Here is a 16,574-nt window from a genome sequence, read left to right as displayed (position 1 = left end):
GGGGGCGACCCCACCGCCGTGTCAGCAGGCCGTGAACTGGGAGGTCGAGCCCTCGGTGCCCAGGTCGACGCGCAGCGCGCCGCGCTCCTCCTGCAAGGGGTAGACCACGCGCCAGTGGATGCAGTCGGCCCGGAGCTCGGCCGGTGCCTTGGCGACGTCCTGCGTGCTGGTGAACGTCATCAGCACCCGCAGCCTGGTCGGTGAGACCGACTCGATCCGGTGCACCAGGATCGACCCGTCCCGCGAGCTCTCGTAGTCCGACAGCCACTGCGACCTCGGCGTCTCGCGGACCCGGTGCGCGGTCACCGTCTTGGCCCACTGCTCGTAGTCGTGGCCGTTGATCGCGTCGAAGAACTGCTGGAGCACCTCGCGCACGCGTGGCCCGTCGGGGTGCTGCGAGGCGTCGCCGCTCAGCTGCACCGCGGCGTTGCCGGGCTGCGCGCTGCGCGGAACCGAACTCGACGGCCCCGAACCGGGCGCCGCGACCTGGTCGCCCTGGGCCGCCGCCGGCCGCTGGTAGACCTCGCGTGCCAGCACACCGACGCCCGCGGTGGCGGCGGCGATCAGGAGCACGGCGGGCAGCAGCAGGCGTGCGGACACAACAGGAGCGTGCCACAGCGTCCGTACGCGCGGGTAATCACCCGGACGGGGTAGCGGCAACCCCGCAGAGTGCGGTTTGACCGTACCGATATAGCTACTCACAATGGGCCCGCACGAAGTGATACTCCCTTTCCCGAGATATCGGGTCCACCCCGTCCCGAATTGTGGACACACGCCCCCGACCAGCCCTTGCGACACGGTCCGTAACCGCTTCCGCGGTCCGGCGGAATAACCTTGAAACCGCAGGTGAGCACCGGTCAACGTGAAGAACGATCGGGTTTCGTTTAGCCGCCCACGGTAGCCGTTCTCCGCACGTCCGTGCCGTTAAACATGGCGATCGGGTGACCTCGGATCGCCTATGCCCACCAGTAGTGCCGATCCGAGGATTCCTCATTCGCACGAACGGACGACAACACCCCCCGAAATGGTGGATTGGCTTTTCCACTCCCCCGTGCGGAAATATGCCGGTCGGATAAATCGCAAGGAGGCGAAAACCCGTGGATCTCCGCTATGAGGCCTACTGCTTCGCGGACCGTCTGTTCTACGACGTGCAAAGCCACGCGGAAACCGCCGAAGACGATTTTTCCCAGGTGCTCCCCGCGTTGCCCGCCGGCTGGACCCAGGGCGACCGCAACATCTGGCGGCACATCCACCCGGACGGTGTGGTCCTGCCCAAGCAGGGCTGGAAGGTGCACGTCTCAGCCACCGTGCTGAACGCGGGCGAGGTGCTGCTGAAGTCCTACGAGTACCTGATCGCGCGCCGCATCCCGTTCAAATACCTGCGCACCCAGTCGATCGTGCTGGCCCGCAACTCGAAATACGCGCCACGCGAGGGCAGCGGCAAGCTCATCACGATCTACCCGGCCGACGACGCCGAACTGGAATCGACGCTCGTCGAGTTGTCGGAGATCCTCAAGGGCCAGTCCGGCGCGTACATCCTGAGCGACCTGCGCTACGGCGCCGGCCCGCTGTTCGTCCGCTACGGCGGGTTCGTCGAGCAGTGGTTGGAACAGGACGGCAAGCGCGTCCTGGCCATCGAGGGGCCGGACGGCGCGCTCGTGCCCGACCAGCGCAAACCGACGTTCTGGGTGCCGGACTGGGTGAAGCTGCCCGCGTGCCTGGAGGAGCACCTGGCCGCGCGGCGCGCCGGTGACGCCGACGCGTTCCCGTACCGGGTGGTGCAGTCGCTGCACTTCTCCAACGGCGGCGGCGTGTACGAGGCGATCCGCAAGGCCGACGACAGACCGGTCGTGCTCAAGGAGGCCAGACCGCACGCCGGGCTGGACCGCGAGAACGTCGACGCGGTGACCCGGCTGCGCCGCGAGCACGCGATGCTGACCAAGGTGGCCGGTGTGCCCGGCGTGCCCGAGGTGTACGAGCACTTCACCGCGTGGGAGCACGACTTCGTGGCCATGTCGCGGGTGTCGGGCCGCCCGCTCGGCCAGTGGCTGGGCAACAACTACCCGCTGACCCACCACGAGGTCACCGACGAGGCGATCACCGCCTACACCGGCCGGGCGTTGAAGCTGATCGCCGAGGTCGAGCGGATCATGGCCGCCGTGCACGAGCGCGGTGTCGTGTTCAGCGACCTGCACCCGCTCAACGTCCTGGTGGACGACGACGACGTGGTGTCGCTGATCGACTTCGAGCTGGCGTTCGGCATCGAGGAGAACGGCAAGCCCACGCTCGGCTCGCCCGGGTTCCAGGCGCCGCCGGACCGCACCGGCTTCGAGATCGACGAGCACGCGCTGGCCGCGTTGCGCCTCTACGTCTTCCTGCCGCTCAACGCGGTGATCGACCTGGCGCCGACGAAGCTGCGCTCGCACGTGGACTTCGTCCAACGGCGGTTCGGCCTGTCCGACGAGTACTGCGCGAAGATCCTCGGCGCCCTGACGCGGCGCGACGCGCAGGCCGGCCCCACGACCACCGTGCTGGACGTGCCCGAACCGGACTGGAACGTGGTGCGCAAGTCCATCGCCGCGGGCATCCTGGCCAGCGCCACGCCCCAGCGCACGGACCGGCTGTTCCCCGGTGACGTGGAGCAGTTCGAGATCGGCGGCGCGGGGTTCGGCTACGGCGCGGCGGGTGTGCTGCACGCGTTGGACGTGACCGGCATGGGCCGCTTCCCCGAGCACGAGCAGTGGCTGCTGGACTCGGTGCGCCGCGATCCGCCGAAGGAGCCCGGCTTCTTCACCGGCGCGCACGGCATCGCGCACGTGCTGGAGAACTTCGGCCACCACGACCTGGCCGAGGAGCTCGTCCGCTCCTACGCCGAGGTGGTGCCCGACACCCAGGACCACGGCCTGAGCGCGGGCCTGGCGGGCATCGGCCTGAACCTCCTGCACTTCGCCGGCACGCGTGACGACGAGACCTACGCCACCCAGGCGCTGGAACTGGGCGAACGGCTCGACACCGCGCTCGCGGAGGCCGAGCCGCCCGGCCCGAAGGCACGTGCGGGCTTCGAGCACGGCTGGTCGGGTCCGGCGCTGCTGTTCCTCCGCCTGTTCCAGCACACCGACGACCGCCGCTGGCTCGACCTGGGCGTCCGCGCCCTGGAGCGGGACCTGGCCGAGACCATGACCGCGCTGGACGGCTCGACGCAGGTCCGCGACGGCAACTTCCGAACCCTGCCGTACGTCGGCGTCGGCAGCGCGGGCATCGCCCTGGTGCTCAACGAGTTCCGCCTGGCCGCGCCGGACCTGCCGGTGGTCGAACGGCTGCCGGAGCTGGTCGGCAGCACGACCGGCGAGTTCGTGATCCAACCGGCGTTGATGCTCGGCCGGGCCGGCCTGCTGGCCACGCTCGCCCACGCGAACGGCCCCCGGCACGCGATCGACCGGCACCTCGCCGCGCTGTCCTGGCACGCCGTGCCCTACCAAGAGGGCTTGGCGTTCCCCGGCATCCAGCTGCGGCGGCTCTCGATGGACGTCGACACCGGCGGCGCGGGCGTGCTGCTGGCGCTCGGCGCCACCCTGGACGGCACACCCGTGCTGCCGTTCCTCACAGCCCCGACCCTCACCGGTCGGTAGCACCAACCCTTTTAGATCCCCCGAACAGAGGAGTCACCATGGACTTCATCCTCGACCTGCAGGACCTCGAGACCCCTGAGGCCCAGTCGAACGCGATGGCGACCGGCGGCAGCAGCGGCGGTGGCGGCGGCAGCACGACCGCTTCCAACGCCTCCCTGCTGCTCCCCTGCAGCCACTCCACCGTCAGCCTGGTCCTCTGCTGACACCTGTCACACAACCGGGTGAGCGGCGCAATCGAAGTGCGCCGCTCACCCGGGCATACTGCCGCTGCCTCGCAGGCAGCGGGCTCGGTCGCCTGAAAGCCGACCGTCCGCGTCCTGGTTCCCCGGAGATCGAAGAGCGTGATGGCCGGGAAATGAGGACGCGAACGGTCGACGCGACCTCGCGGGGGGTTCGGCGGGGTATCGCCGGACCCCCCGGACACATGATGCGCCTGAGCGCGGCGATGAGCTAGGAGTTCCAGATCGTGGTGCTGTCCACCGTCATCCGGCGCGATCCGCGGTGGCTGCTGCTGGCGTTGAACGCGCTGCCGGCCACCGCCGCCGGGCTGCTGCTGCCCACCGCGCTGGCCTCCGCCGTGGACATGGCGCTGGACGGCCGGCTGGACAGCGGCACGGTGCTGTGGCTGGTCGGGCTCGCGGGCGTGGAAGTGCTCGGCGACGCGATCGGTGTGGTGCTGGCCGCGGCCATCACCGCACGTGGCGCGGCGTGGCTGCGCCACCGGCTGACCGCCCACCTGCTCGCGCTGGGTCACCCGGCGCGGTTCGAGGCGGGCGACGCGGTGAGCAGGCTGACCGGCGACAGCGCGATCGCGGGTGGTGTCGCGGTGCTCGCGGTGAACCTCGGCATCTCCGTGGTCACGGCGGCGGGCGCGATCACCGCGTTGACGTTGCTGGACTGGCGGCTCGCCGTGGTGTTCCTGTTGAGCGTGCCGCTGGCCGCGCTGCTGGTGCGGTCGCACCTGCGGCTGACGGCCGCGGACGTGGCGACCTACCAGGAGGTGTCCGGCGAGTTGTCCGCACGGTTGGTGGACGCCGTCGGCGGCCTGCGCACCATCGCCGCCTCCGGTCGGTCCGACCAGGAGGCCGAACGGGTGCTGCGCCCACTGCCCCGGCTGACCGCCGCCGGTGTGGGCATGTGGCGCACGCAGGCCAGGATGATCTGGCGAGCGGGACTGCTGCTGCCCGCGGTGGAACTGGCCGTGCTGACCGCCGCCGGGTTCGGCGTCGTCGCGGGCCGGTTGAGCGTCGGCGACGTGCTGGCCGCGCTCGGGTACGTGGCGCTGGGGATGACGGTGGTCGGGCAGACCACCCTGTTGACGGCCCTGCAGCGGGCGCGGGCGTCCGCGCGGCGGTTGGAGGAAGTGCTGTCGACGCCCGTGGCCCCGCAGCCGGAACCGGTGCGCTCCGCCCCCGGTGAGGTGGCGTTGACCGGCGTGAACGTGCAGGGAGCGCTGCACGACGTGGACCTGACCGTGCCGGCCGGGACGTTCGTCGCCGTGGTCGGCCGGTCCGGGTCGGGCAAGTCGGCGCTGGCGGCGGTGATCGGCGGGCTGGTCCGGCCGTCGACCGGGGACGTGCGGCGCGGAGGATCCGTCGGCTACGCGTTCGAGCGGCCCGCGCTGGTCGGCGGCACGGTCGCCGACGCGGTCCGGTACGGCACCTCCCGGGACCGGACCGAGGTCGAAGCGGCCTGCCGCGCCGCGCAGGTGCACGACGTCGTCGTCAGACTCCCCCAGGGCTACGAAACGCCGATGTCCACGGCCCCGATGTCCGGCGGTGAGGCGCAACGGCTCGGCCTGGCCAGGGCGTTCGTGCGCGATCCGGCCATCCTCGTGCTCGACGACGCCACCGCCAGCCTCGACATGGTCACCGAGTCCACTGTGGAACGTGCGGTGGAGACGGCGTTGCCGGGTCGGACGCGGATCGTCGTGACGCACCGCGCGGCAACCGCACGCCGTGCGGACGTCGTCGTCTGGCTGGACGAAGGCCGAGTGCGCGCGACGGGACCCCATTGCGACCTGTGGGAGGACGACGAGTACCGGGCGGTGTTCGGCTGATGGCTTACCTGCGGGCGTTGCGCGACCAGCGGCGCGGCATCGTGGTGCTGCTCGGCTGGTCGGTGCTGGAGGGCGTGCCCGCGCTGCTGTCCGGCCGCCTGGTCGGGCTGGCGGTGGACCAGGGCTTCGCGGCCGGCCGGCCGGGGGTCGGCGTGGCGTGGCTGCTGTTGTTCGCCGCCGTGGCCGTCCTCGGCGGTTTCGGGTTGCGGCAGGTCTTCGTGCGCCTGGGTGCCGTGGTCGAGCCGCTGCGCGACGCGCTGGTGCGCGAGGTCGTGCGCGGTGTGCTGCGGGCCGGGTCGCAGACGCGGCAGCCGGACGCGAGCGCGGTCGCCCGGATCACCCGGCACGTCGAGGTGGTGCGCGACGCCACCGCCGGCGTGCTGGTGCAGGCGCGGGCGCTGCTGGTCACCACCACCGCGGCGCTGATCGGCCTGGCGGCGACGGTGTCGTCGTTGGCGTGGCTGGTGATCCTGCCGGTGGTGGCGGCGCTGGTGCTGTTCGGCCTGCTCCTGCCGTCGTTGGCGCGCGGCCAGCGACGGCTCGTGCTGGCCGACGAACAGGCCGCTTCAGTAGCCGGGACCGTGTTCGTGGGCGTGCGGGACGTGGTCGCCGTCGGCGGTTCGGAGCACGCGCACCGCGACGTGATGACGCAGGTCGACGCGCAGGCCTCGGCGACGGTGCGGATGGCGTTCGCCACCGCGCTGCGCGGCATCGTCATCGCCCTGGGCGGCTTCGCGCCGCTCGTGCTGCTGCTCCTGGTGGCGCCGGGGATGGTGCGGGCCGGGACGTTGACGGTCGGCGAGGTGCTGGGCGCGGTCGTCTACCTGAGCACCAGCGTGCAGCCCGCGTTGCGGCGGCTGGCGGACACGACGAGCTCCATCGTGCTGCGACTCGTGGTGGCGTTGCGGCGGCTGGCGGAAGCCGCGCCACCGGTGGAACCACCGTCCGGCGACGCCGTGCCCGAGGGGTACGGGATCGAGCTGCGCGGCGTGACGTTCGGCTGGAGTGCGACGGCCGAGCCCGTGGTGCGCTCGCTGGACCTCGTCCTGCCGGAGGGTTCGCACCTCGCCGTGGTGGGTCCGAGCGGCATCGGCAAGTCGACGTTGGCCGGTCTCGTCACGGGCCTGGTGGAGCCCCAGGCCGGCGTCGTGCGACTGGGCGGCGTGCCGGTGCGGTCCGTGAGGCCGGAGGTGCGACACCAACGAATCGCCCTCGTTCCGCAGGAGACGTACCTGTTCACCGGCACCGTGCGGGAGAACCTGGCGCTGTTCGCACCGTCAGCGTCGGACGCAACACTGCTGCAAGCCGTGGAAGCCGTCGGCGCCGCGGACCTGTTGGCACAACTGGGCGGCCTGGCCGGCACCCTCGGCCACTCCGCGGGCGGCCTCTCCGCCGGCGAAGCCCAACAACTGGCCGCCGCCCGCGTCTACGCCTCCACCGCGGACGTCGTGATCCTCGACGAGGCAACCTCCGCACTGGACCCAGCCGCCGAAGCCCTCGTGGAACAGGCGTTCGCCGCGAGGAACGGCACGTTGATCGTCATCGCCCACCGCCTCTCCTCCGCACTGCGCGCCGACCAAGTCCTGGTCATGGACGGCGGCCCCCCGCTCCTCGGCAACCACACAGACCTACTGGCCACCTCCCCCCTCTACCGCGACCTGATGGCCGCCTGGCAACCAACCCCAACCGCCCCCTAAAAACCACACCAACACCACCACCACGGACCCGGCACACCCCCACCGAGGCCCGATTTGACATGGGTTCGGGTGCCTTAGGCTGGACGAAGCCGGGCAGGCACGGCGGGACGCTTTTCCCCGCCGTGCCTGCCCGGCTTTGGCCTGCCTGGGGTGCCCGTAAGGGCCCCATGTCAAATCGAGCCGGACCCAACCACCACCCCTGCTCCCGAACGTAGAACTCACGGGTCCTGAACGTTCGACTCGCGCGTCCCGAACGTAGGACTCGCCCGTCCTGAGCGTTCGACTCACGGGTCCTGAACGTTCGACTCGCGGGTCCTGAACGTTCGACTCGCGCGTTCCCAACGTAGGACACGCCCGTTCTGAACGTAGGACACGCTGGGGTTGGAGGTGAGGGGGTGGGGTTCAGCCCACGCGGTGCAGCCAGGTGACCGGGGCGCCGTCGCCCGCCCGCCGGAACGGCTCCAGCGCATCGTCCCAAGCCGCGCCGAGGATCTCGTCCACGCCGTGCGCGAACGACTCACCACCTCTACTCCGCGCCGCCAGGGTGCGCAGTTGGTCCTCCGACACGACGATGTCGCCGTTCGCGCTGGTACGCGCATGCCACAGGCCCAACACGGGCGCGAAGCAGTACCGCACGCCGTCCACACCAGGACTCGGGTCTTCCGTCACCTCGAACCTGAGCATCGGCCACGCCCTGAGCGCGGACACGAGTCTGGCACCGGTGCCGACGTCGCCGGTCCAGTTGCATTCGGCGCGCAACTGACCGGGCGCCGCGGGTTGCGCCGCCCACTTGAGGTCCGCTCGCTCACCGAGGGTGCCCGAGATCGCCCACTCGACGTGCGGACAGACCGCAGACGGCGACGAGTGGACGTAGACCACGCCACTGCTGCTGCCACGGGTGCTCACAGCTGACCTCCGCTACTCGACGAGGGACGTCTTCCCCTACGACCTCTCGAGGATGCGGACGATCTTGCGAATTCCCGACTTGGTCATTCTGCCCGCTGCGGCAGCGGTCCGCCATAAGAACCATCCCGTTCCTCACCCGGCCGGGGCAGATACAGGACTTTCGACCCTAAATCGGCGACCTCGCGGCCCGAGACCGGACCGCGAGGTCACTTTCCGGGATCACCCGGACACGTTCACGTGATCACTCAAGATCACTCGTCACCGACATCACGCCGAACTCACATCACCCGCCACCGACACCGGCACCAACCGACCGGCACCACTCAACGAGCACCCACCCGACGAGCACCGCTCGACAGCAACCACTCGACCGGCAGGCATCACGCCGCACCCAGCGCCCGAGCCGCCGCCACCACGTCGACCAACCCGGTCCCCTTGTCGTGGCTCGTCGTGTACGGACCCACGACCTGGTACCCGGCGCCGTACTTGTGCGCCGTCGACTTCAACGCGGCCTCGACCTGCGCCGGCGTGGCCGCCGGATCCGCCTGGAACAGCTGCGCCACGATGCCGGTGATGTGCGGCGCCGCCATCGACGTCCCGCTGATCGTGTTGAACGTGCCGACGTCGAGCAGCCCCGGCCCGTTCTGCGGCTGCAACCCGGTCGCGCAGATCACCAGGTACGGCCGGCACGCCGACGTGATGTCCTCACCGGGCGCGGAGATGTCCGGCCACGTCGACGAGTCGGTCACCAGCCCCCGCGACGAGAACTCCGACACCGCGCCGTCACGCGTCCCGGTGCCCAGGTCGTGGTACGACGCCACCGACAGCACGCCGGGCGTCGGGTCCTGCCCGGCCGGGTTGGACAGGTTCGCGCTGCCGTCGCCGCCGTCGTTGCCGTTCGCCCACACCGTGACGACGCCCTCGGCCGCCAACGCCCGCTGGAGCTTGGCCGTGGTCGAGTTCGGGTCGAACGCGCCGCCGCCGGACGGCCCGTAGGAGTTGTTGACCGCCTTGATCGGCGGGCACACCGACGCCGGGACACCCGCGCCGCACGGGGCACGGTGGTTCTCCAGCACCCAGTTCAGCGCCGCGTCGGCGCCGATGATGAACAGCACCGCGCCGGTCGAGATCACCACGGCCTTCGCACCCGGCGCCGCGCCGCGCACCACCGTGCCGTCGGTCAACGTGGTGTCGCCGCCGACCGCGATGCCGGTCACGTGCGTGCCGTGGCCGCCGACGGCCAGCAGGTCGGTGTCCACCGACGTGGGCACGTCGAGGATGCAGCCGGTGCCGGTGCTCGCCTCGTCCAGGCAGACGCTCTTGAGGCTGCGGACGATCTTGGTCTGCCCGTCGGCCTGCTTGAACATCGGGTGCGTCGGGTCGACGCCGGAGTCGATCACCGCGACGGTGACCCCGGTGCCGTCCAGCGCCAGGCCGTTCGCACCGGTCAACGTCTGACGCGCCGCCAGGCCGCGGGTGGCGGTGTGCGACGTGGAGCCGGTGAACTCGATCGGCCGGTTCGCCTCGACGTAGGTCACGCCGGTCGCCGCACGCGCGGCGGTGATCTGGGCGGCGGTGCCGCGGGCGGCGACCACGCCGATCCGGTCGAAGCTGGTGATGCGGCTCAGACCGGAGTCGCGCACCGCGCGTTCGGCGGCGGCGAGGTCGGAGCCGTGGACGAACACCGTGCTCGGGAGCCCGGCTCCGATCTGACCACCGGACAGCTGACTGGCGAGCGACGTCGAGACGGGGGCGAGCAGGCCGGCCGAGGCGGAAGGGGCTACCGCTACGGACAGTGCCAGCGTTCCCGCCGCGAGCAGGGCGGCTTTGCGCATCACGGGCGAACCTCCAATGCAGGGTGATCAAACCCCCTAACGAGTCACACGTTCAGGTGATGGTTGTCACGCAACGTCATATCGAGCGATGCGCGCGCGAAGCCGTCCCCCAACGGCGCTACCGTGTCCGACCGTGTGGAACGCCCAACCGTGGAGAGCGTCGGCGAACGTCGAACGGTGTGGTCCTGTGGTGGTCTCGTGGTGATCCTGTGCGGATGATCCGACTCGGGGCCGAGCCCTCGGCCGTGGGCGCCGACGTGCGCGCGGCGTTGAGCACGTGGGGCAACGGCGACGCCGTGCTCGGCGGTGTCGCGCTGCTCGGCGTGCGACCGCCGGACTGCCCGCGCGAGCTGGACGCCGTGATCGTGCTGCCGCGCGGCGTCCTCGTGGTCGTCGGCGTCGACCTGCCCGACCCGGCCATGCGGCTGGAGGCGCCGCTGAACGGCCAGTGGAAGATCGACGGCTGGCCGCTGACCCGCCCCGACGGCGCGACGAGCCCGGCCGCCGAGGCGCTGGAGGCCACCACCGCCGTCGCCCGCCGCATCCAGGACATGCGCGGCGAGCCGCTGCCGGTGACCACCGTGGTCGCCGTCGGCCCCTACGTCGGTCAGGTCGTGCAACCGACCGTGGACCTCAACCGGGGGGTGCGCGTCCTGCACCCCAAGCCGACCACGCTGCTCGCCGCCGCCCGCGAACTGGCCACCAGCGACCGGCCCTGCTCGGCCGAGCACGCCGCCAAGCTGGCCGCCGTGCTGGCGCCGACCGGCGCGCCGCCGACCCGCCAGCAGCTGATCGCCGAGGGCTTCTCGGACGCGGCGGCCGACCTGGCGTCGGCCAGCACCATGCTGCTGCCCAAGATCACGCCCGCGGTGCCTCTCAGCCGCAAGCTGCTGCCGTACGTGGGCGGTGTGGTCGTCGCGGTGCTGCTGATCATCGCGCTGATCGCCTCGCTGTCGTCGGGCGACACCGCGGACGGCGGGACGTCCACCACGCCGTCCCCGCAGCCGACCACGGTCGTCGTGGACGGCCGGAACTTCTCGCCGCGCGGCGCGGACCGGACCGACGACTGCGCCGGGCACGCGTTCGGCGACGTGCGCGCGTGGCTGTCCGGGCACATGTGCATGCAGCTGCGGCGCGCCCAGTACGAGACCACAGTGGACGGTCGCCGGGCGGGCGTCGCGATCGCCGAGCTCAGCCTCCCCGACGCGACCAGGGCGGGCGAGCTGCACGCCGTCGCGTCGGCGGCGGGTTCGGGCGGCGTCACCGCGCTGGTGAAGGAGGGCAAGGGCTGGGCGGGCGGTCCGGCGTCGTTCGACCGGTCGGCGATCCGCGTGTCGGTGAAGGGCGCGCAGCTGCGCATCACGCAGGTGGTGTGGGTCGAGGGCGACCAGGACCCGGCCGACCCCAAGCTGGCCGAGATCGCCGAGCAGGCGTTGCGCCTACCGGCAACCCAGCAGTAGTAGCCACCCAGCGGTGACGGCCGCCGCACGACCACCACAGAACGACCACCACAGCGCCACCACCACGGGAACGACCGCGGTCAACGACCGGTGCGCACCATGCCGACGCCGATCAACCCGAACGACACGTGCAGCACGATCACCAGACCGGCCACCGCGCACAACGTCTCGGTGCCCGGCTTGCCCGCGATCGCGCCGAACGAGAACATCCAGCCGCCCACCGCGATCACGAACCCGGTGAACAGCACCGACCTCGGCACGTGGGCCAGGCAGAGCAAGGCGCTGGACCGCGCCCGCCACAACGTGTGGACCACGACCGGCAGGATCAGGAACCCGGGCAGGTACACCGCGACCGGCGACCACGAGGGCCCACCGGGCAGGAACGTGGACGCGATGACGAAGGCGCACCACAGCACCGCGCCTAGCGCGAGAGCCACGGATCCCCTGGTCACATCCGCAGTGTAATGAGCTGAAGCCGCATTTTGAGGTTAAGAGTCCCTATGGCAGCACGATCGCTACGGCACTCGGCGCAGGTGTACACGATGTGCTGACACACCGTGCACGCAGCGTCAGAGACCGTAGGCCTCAAGGAGCCGCAACCACACCTCACTGATGGTGGGGTACGCCGGAACGGCGTGCCACAACCGGTCCACGGTGACCTCGCCGACGATCGCGATGGTGGCCGCGTGGATCAACTCGGCCACGTCGGGGCCCGCGAACGTGACGCCGACGAGCGTGCGCTTGCGCTCGTCCACGATCATCCGCGCCTTGCCCCGGTAGCCGTCCGCGTGCAGCGACGACCCGGCCACCGCGATGTCGAGGTCGATCACCCGGATGTCCAGCCCCGCCTCGCGGGCCTGCGCCTCGGACCACCCCACGGACGCCACCTCGGGGTCGGTGAAGACGACCTGCGGCACGGCGGTGTGGTCGGCGGTGGCGACCGGTGCGGTCCACGGCTCGGGGTCGGTGGCGCCGGTGACGATCGCCGTGCCGACCGCACGCGCGGCGTACTTGCCCTGGTGGGTCAGCAACGCGCGGCCCGTGACGTCGCCCGCCGCGTACAGCCAGTCCACTCCGGACACCCGGCCGGTGTCGTCGACCTCCAGCGCCTCGCCCGCCGTGCAGCCGAACTGCTCCACGCCCAGGTCGGAGGTGGCCGGTTGGCGGCCGGTCGCGACCAGCAGGTGCGCGCCGGTCACCGAGGTGTCGTCGGACAGCCGCAACGACACCTGCCCGTCCGAAGTGGACACGCCGGTCGCCTTGACACCGGTGACGACCCGGACGCCGTCCTCCCGCAGGCCCTCGGCGACCAGGTCGCCCGCGAACGCCTCGAACTTCGGCAGCGGCCGTTCCCCGGAGACGACCAGCGTGACGGTCGAGCCGAGCCGCGCCCAGGCCTGCGCCATCTCCACGCCGACCACACCGCCGCCGAGCACCACCAGCGACTCCGGCACCTCCTGCGCGGCGGTCGCCTCGCGGGACGTCCAGTACGGCACCTCGGACAAACCGGGCAGGGACGGGATGCGCGGCACGCTGCCGGTGCACACGACGACCGCCTTGGCCGCGGTCAGCACGCGGCGGTCGCCGTCCACTCGCCCACCGGCCTGCACACCGCTGACGTCGACCTCGACCCGGCGCTCACCGACCAGCCTGCCGCGGCCGCGCACCACGGTCAGCCCGGCGCCCTCGGCCCACTCCACCTGGCCCGAGTCGTCCCAGTCGGAGGTGAAGCTGTTGCGCCGCTTCAACACCTGCACCGGGTCGAGCCGCTCCCCGACCGGCACACCGGGCACCCGGCGGGCGGCGGCGAGCGCGTGACCGGGGCGCAGCAACGCCTTGCTCGGCATGCAGGCCCAGTACGAGCACTCGCCGCCGACCCGCTCGGCCTCCACCAACGCGGTCCGCAGCCCACCGGCGGCGGTCCGGGCGGCGGCGTTCTCGCCCACCGGGCCGCCGCCGATCACGATCACGTCGAAGTCGTCGCTCACCGGTCCACCCCACACCACTCGGACCGGCGCGGCAAGTCACGCGTGGCCGAGGTCGTCAGGCTCGGCCGAGATCGTCAGGCGGGGTCGAAGACTCCGGCCAACATCGTCAGGATCACGCCGTCGGCGGTGCGGAGCACCACCGGGCGCTCGTCGGGTTCGACCCGTTCGGCCAGCTTGAACATCGCGTCGGCGGTCTGGGCGGCCATCCGGAACGTCAGCGTGACCGGCGCGTCGCCGCGCACCGCGAAGCGGCCCAGGAACAGGTCGCGCAGCCGTTCGGCCATCAACTCGTACTGGTCGACCGACGCGTCGAGCCGGTGGCCGTCGAGCAGGTCGCTGAACCGCACCCGGCCGAAGCCGGGCAGCTCGACCAGCATCCGCAGGTAGATGCCGACGACCTGCTGCACCGCTTCCCGCCAGTCGTGGGCGAGCCGACCCTCCGTGAACAGCGTTTCGACCCGTCCCAGGTACTCCTCCATACCTCGCAGCGCCAGCGCGTGCACCACAGAACGCTTGTCCGGGAAGTATTGGTAGAACGATCCAATGGGCACGCCTGCTAGCTCGACGATCCGGGCGGTGGTGATGTCGTCGTAGTCGTAGTCGTTGAGCAGTGTCGCGCAGGCATCGACAATCGCGGACACCGTGGCGGCGCCGCGCTGCTGAACGGGCTGCCGACGCATCACCTTGGCTAAGCGGTTTTCGGCGGGATTTTCTGGCACGCGCACATCTTGATGGATACGGACCGGTAAGCCCAAACAGACGATTCCGGAATGTGATGTGAGGTTCGCTCAGCTTTCCTGTTCTGATTGTTGGGGTGCAAAACTATTAGCGTGCCCTGACCTATCTCGAAATCAGACCGGCCGCTCAGCGCGATCCGCGCTGCGCCGGGACGGGTTCGGGCAGTTCACCGGGCGTTTCACCGGCCGTCGGCCGTTCGGTGGAAGCCGCGCGGACGATCGGCGCCCCCACCCGGCGGCGTGGTGGCCGAGTCACGTAGGGGCTGACCAGCCGGGCCAGCACCAGACCCGGCGCGACCAGCGGCACCACCGCCGACAACGCCACCGCCGTGGCACCGGCCCGCGCCACGTCCCGGGGGATGACCGCGACCCGGTCGACCACGAACGCCCGCCGCCCGGCGATCGACACCAACCCCATCACCGCGAGGAACGCCGCGAACACCAGCAACGCCCACCGCACCGCGACGTAGCCGACGTCCTCGGCCGCCGCCATCACCGCGAGCCAGCCGAGCAGCGCCGACGCCTGCCGGCCGGCGCTCGTCATCGCCCACAGCAGGCCACCCGCCACGGCCAGGAACCCGGTGCGGCCGTCGAACCACCCGCGGGTCACCTCCAGCCACCCCGTCGGCAGGCCCGCCCAGCGCACCGGCAGCACCTCCAGCGGACTCGGGCCGCCGAACGCCTGCCCCGCCACCCACGCCAGGGACCACACCGACACGACCACCGCGAACCCGAGCTGCCACCGCGGCCGGTCCACCACGATCCGGCACAGCCGCGCGAACTCCTGGCGCTTCTCCCTCACCCCTCCCAGCGTGCCGGAGTGATCAGGGCCCGCGATCGGGTTTCACCCACGTGCCCTCGGACAGCCGCTCATCGGGTGGCCGGGTCCTCACCCGGCGTGCCGCCGGTGCGGCACCGACGTGGTGCGGGTCCGCGGGCTTGGTCGAATCGGGACCGGCCGGCGCCGCTACCCGGTGCGGCCGGTAGCCGATCGTGGCGGCGCTCGTGCGGCGGGCGGCCGTTGATGACCGGTTGGTGTCCTCTCCGGCCCCTCCCGGGTGAATCCGCGGCGGCTCCCGGGCCCTCTTCGGCGGTGCGGGCCACATCATGTCCCCGGAAACCACCCGATCACGAAGAGGAGGCGGTCGTGCGCAGACTGCTACCGGCGTTGTTGGCAGTGTTGTCGATCACCTGGACCACCGGCGCGGCGACCGCCGAACCGACTCCCGAGTCGACCGCCGAACCGGGCGCCGAGTATGTCGCGCTCGGCGACTCGGCCGCCGCCGGGCCGCTCATCCCGGAGCAGGACATGAGCGCGCCGGGCTGCCTGCGCTCGACGCGCAACTGGCCGTCCGTGCTCGCCGAGCGGATCGGCGCCCGGCTCACCGACGTGACGTGCTCGGGCGCGGTGACCGATGACCTGGGCGGGCCGCAGTCGACCGCCGACGGGACGCAGGAGCCCCAGCTGGACGCGCTGAGCCCGTCGACCGACCTGGTGACGCTCACCATCGGTGGCAACGACATCGGCCTGGTCGGCGAGGCGGTGGGCTGCCTCAACCTGCTGCCCGAGCCGCTCGGGACGTCGTGCCGGGACCGGCTCACCGCCGGTGGGCAGGACCGGCTGGCCGAGCGGATCGACGCCTACGCGGCCGAGTTCGCCGCCGCGCTCGACCTCATCTCCGCCCGGGCGCCCGAGGCGCGGGTCGTGGTGGTCGGCTACGGCACCTACATCCGGCCCGGCGGCTGCTACCCGGACCAGCCGATCTGGGCCCGGGACGCGGACTACCTCCAGGGCAGCGTCAACCGGCTCAACGCGGTGTTCGCCCGTGAGTCGGCCGCACACGGCGCGTCGTTCGTCGACATCGCGCCGCCGAGCGTGGGCCACGACGCGTGCGCGCCCGCGCGGGCGAGGTGGTTCGAGGGCCTGGCACCGACCGGTCCCGCCGCGCCGCTGCACCCGAACGCGCAGGGCATGGACGCCATCGGCCGCTTCGTGGCCACCCGGTTGTAGCCCGCCGCACCCCTCCGCACACCGGACGCCGTCGTCGAGCACCCGCTCGGCGGCGGCGTTCGCACGTCACGGACCCCGGTCGCGGCAGCGGACTCGTTCACACACCGGCGCGAAGAACGTGTAGTAGATTAGACGTTCTGCGCATGACGGGCGCAGGGAACCGTCAGCCGATTGCGACACAGGCTGATAAACCACGCTATCCAGAAATGAGGCACGTTGTCAAGCCCCTCCGATGACCTCCGGCTCGCGGAA

Annotated in this window: 13 protein-coding genes; 6 read left to right on the top strand and 7 right to left on the bottom strand. The window is 71.6% G+C overall.

Annotation, left to right across the window (positions count from 1 at the left end; genetic code table 11):
* Window positions 1-21 precede the first annotated feature (21 nt).
* Window positions 22-600, bottom strand: coding sequence for a hypothetical protein (locus AB0K14_RS12605; RefSeq protein WP_360461525.1), 579 nt, complete (start codon window positions 598-600; stop codon window positions 22-24).
* A gap of 497 nt (window positions 601-1,097) precedes the next feature.
* Between AB0K14_RS12605 and lanKC the strand changes: the two genes are divergently transcribed.
* The 4 genes from lanKC (at window position 1,098) to AB0K14_RS12585 (ending at window position 7,385) form a co-directional block, all read left to right on the top strand.
* Window positions 1,098-3,629 carry a class III lanthionine synthetase LanKC gene (gene lanKC, locus AB0K14_RS12600; protein ID WP_360461528.1) on the top strand — a complete coding sequence of 844 codons (2,532 nt, stop codon included), beginning with the start codon at window positions 1,098-1,100 and terminating at the stop codon, window positions 3,627-3,629.
* A 38-nt stretch (window positions 3,630-3,667) separates the two neighbouring features.
* Window positions 3,668-3,832, top strand: a complete 165-nt coding sequence (locus AB0K14_RS12595; protein ID WP_360461531.1) for a SapB/AmfS family lanthipeptide — start codon at window positions 3,668-3,670, stop codon at window positions 3,830-3,832.
* A 263-nt stretch (window positions 3,833-4,095) separates the two neighbouring features.
* Window positions 4,096-5,688: an ABC transporter ATP-binding protein gene (locus AB0K14_RS12590; protein ID WP_360461534.1), complete on the top strand. Its 1,593-nt coding sequence runs from the start codon at window positions 4,096-4,098 to the stop codon at window positions 5,686-5,688.
* Window positions 5,688-7,385: an ABC transporter ATP-binding protein gene (locus tag AB0K14_RS12585; RefSeq protein WP_360461537.1), complete on the top strand. Its 1,698-nt coding sequence runs from the start codon at window positions 5,688-5,690 to the stop codon at window positions 7,383-7,385. The genes AB0K14_RS12590 and AB0K14_RS12585 overlap by 1 nt, the downstream gene beginning before the upstream one ends.
* A 402-nt stretch (window positions 7,386-7,787) precedes the next feature.
* Here AB0K14_RS12585 and AB0K14_RS12580 read toward each other — a convergent pair whose 3' ends face one another.
* Window positions 7,788-8,291, bottom strand: a complete 504-nt coding sequence (locus AB0K14_RS12580) for a DUF3145 domain-containing protein (protein ID WP_360453265.1) — start codon at window positions 8,289-8,291, stop codon at window positions 7,788-7,790.
* 380 nt (window positions 8,292-8,671) lie between these two features.
* Window positions 8,672-10,126 carry a S8 family peptidase gene (locus tag AB0K14_RS12575; protein ID WP_360453306.1) on the bottom strand — a complete coding sequence of 485 codons (1,455 nt, stop codon included), beginning with the start codon at window positions 10,124-10,126 and terminating at the stop codon, window positions 8,672-8,674.
* A gap of 215 nt (window positions 10,127-10,341) precedes the next feature.
* Between AB0K14_RS12575 and AB0K14_RS12570 the strand changes: the two genes are divergently transcribed.
* Window positions 10,342-11,586, top strand: coding sequence for a hypothetical protein (locus tag AB0K14_RS12570; RefSeq protein WP_360453263.1), 1,245 nt, complete (start codon window positions 10,342-10,344; stop codon window positions 11,584-11,586).
* An 80-nt stretch (window positions 11,587-11,666) separates the two neighbouring features.
* Here AB0K14_RS12570 and AB0K14_RS12565 read toward each other — a convergent pair whose 3' ends face one another.
* The 4 genes from AB0K14_RS12565 to AB0K14_RS12550 form a co-directional block, all read right to left on the bottom strand.
* Window positions 11,667-12,038 carry a hypothetical protein gene (locus AB0K14_RS12565; RefSeq protein ID WP_360453260.1) on the bottom strand — a complete coding sequence of 124 codons (372 nt, stop codon included), beginning with the start codon at window positions 12,036-12,038 and terminating at the stop codon, window positions 11,667-11,669.
* A gap of 117 nt (window positions 12,039-12,155) precedes the next feature.
* Window positions 12,156-13,574 (bottom strand): NAD(P)/FAD-dependent oxidoreductase, encoded by a 1,419-nt coding sequence (locus AB0K14_RS12560; RefSeq protein ID WP_360453257.1) that lies wholly within the window; start codon window positions 13,572-13,574, stop codon window positions 12,156-12,158.
* A gap of 74 nt (window positions 13,575-13,648) precedes the next feature.
* Entirely contained in the window at window positions 13,649-14,254 is a 606-nt protein-coding gene (locus AB0K14_RS12555) for a TetR/AcrR family transcriptional regulator (protein WP_360453254.1), read from the bottom strand.
* A gap of 184 nt (window positions 14,255-14,438) precedes the next feature.
* The gene (locus tag AB0K14_RS12550) at window positions 14,439-15,113 is read right to left on the bottom strand and encodes a hypothetical protein (protein WP_360453251.1); all 675 of its coding nucleotides are present in this window, start codon (window positions 15,111-15,113) and stop codon (window positions 14,439-14,441) included.
* 345 nt (window positions 15,114-15,458) lie between these two features.
* On the opposite strand from AB0K14_RS12550, the gene AB0K14_RS12545 reads away from it, so the two are divergent.
* Window positions 15,459-16,322 (top strand): SGNH/GDSL hydrolase family protein, encoded by an 864-nt coding sequence (locus AB0K14_RS12545; protein WP_360453248.1) that lies wholly within the window; start codon window positions 15,459-15,461, stop codon window positions 16,320-16,322.
* Window positions 16,323-16,574 lie beyond the last annotated feature (252 nt).

Source organism: Actinosynnema sp. NPDC050801 (assembly GCF_040673975.1).
GTDB lineage: Bacteria > Actinomycetota > Actinomycetes > Mycobacteriales > Pseudonocardiaceae > Actinosynnema.
The sequence above is the reverse complement of the archived record's forward strand: the minus strand, read 5'-3'. Positions and strand labels throughout refer to the sequence as shown.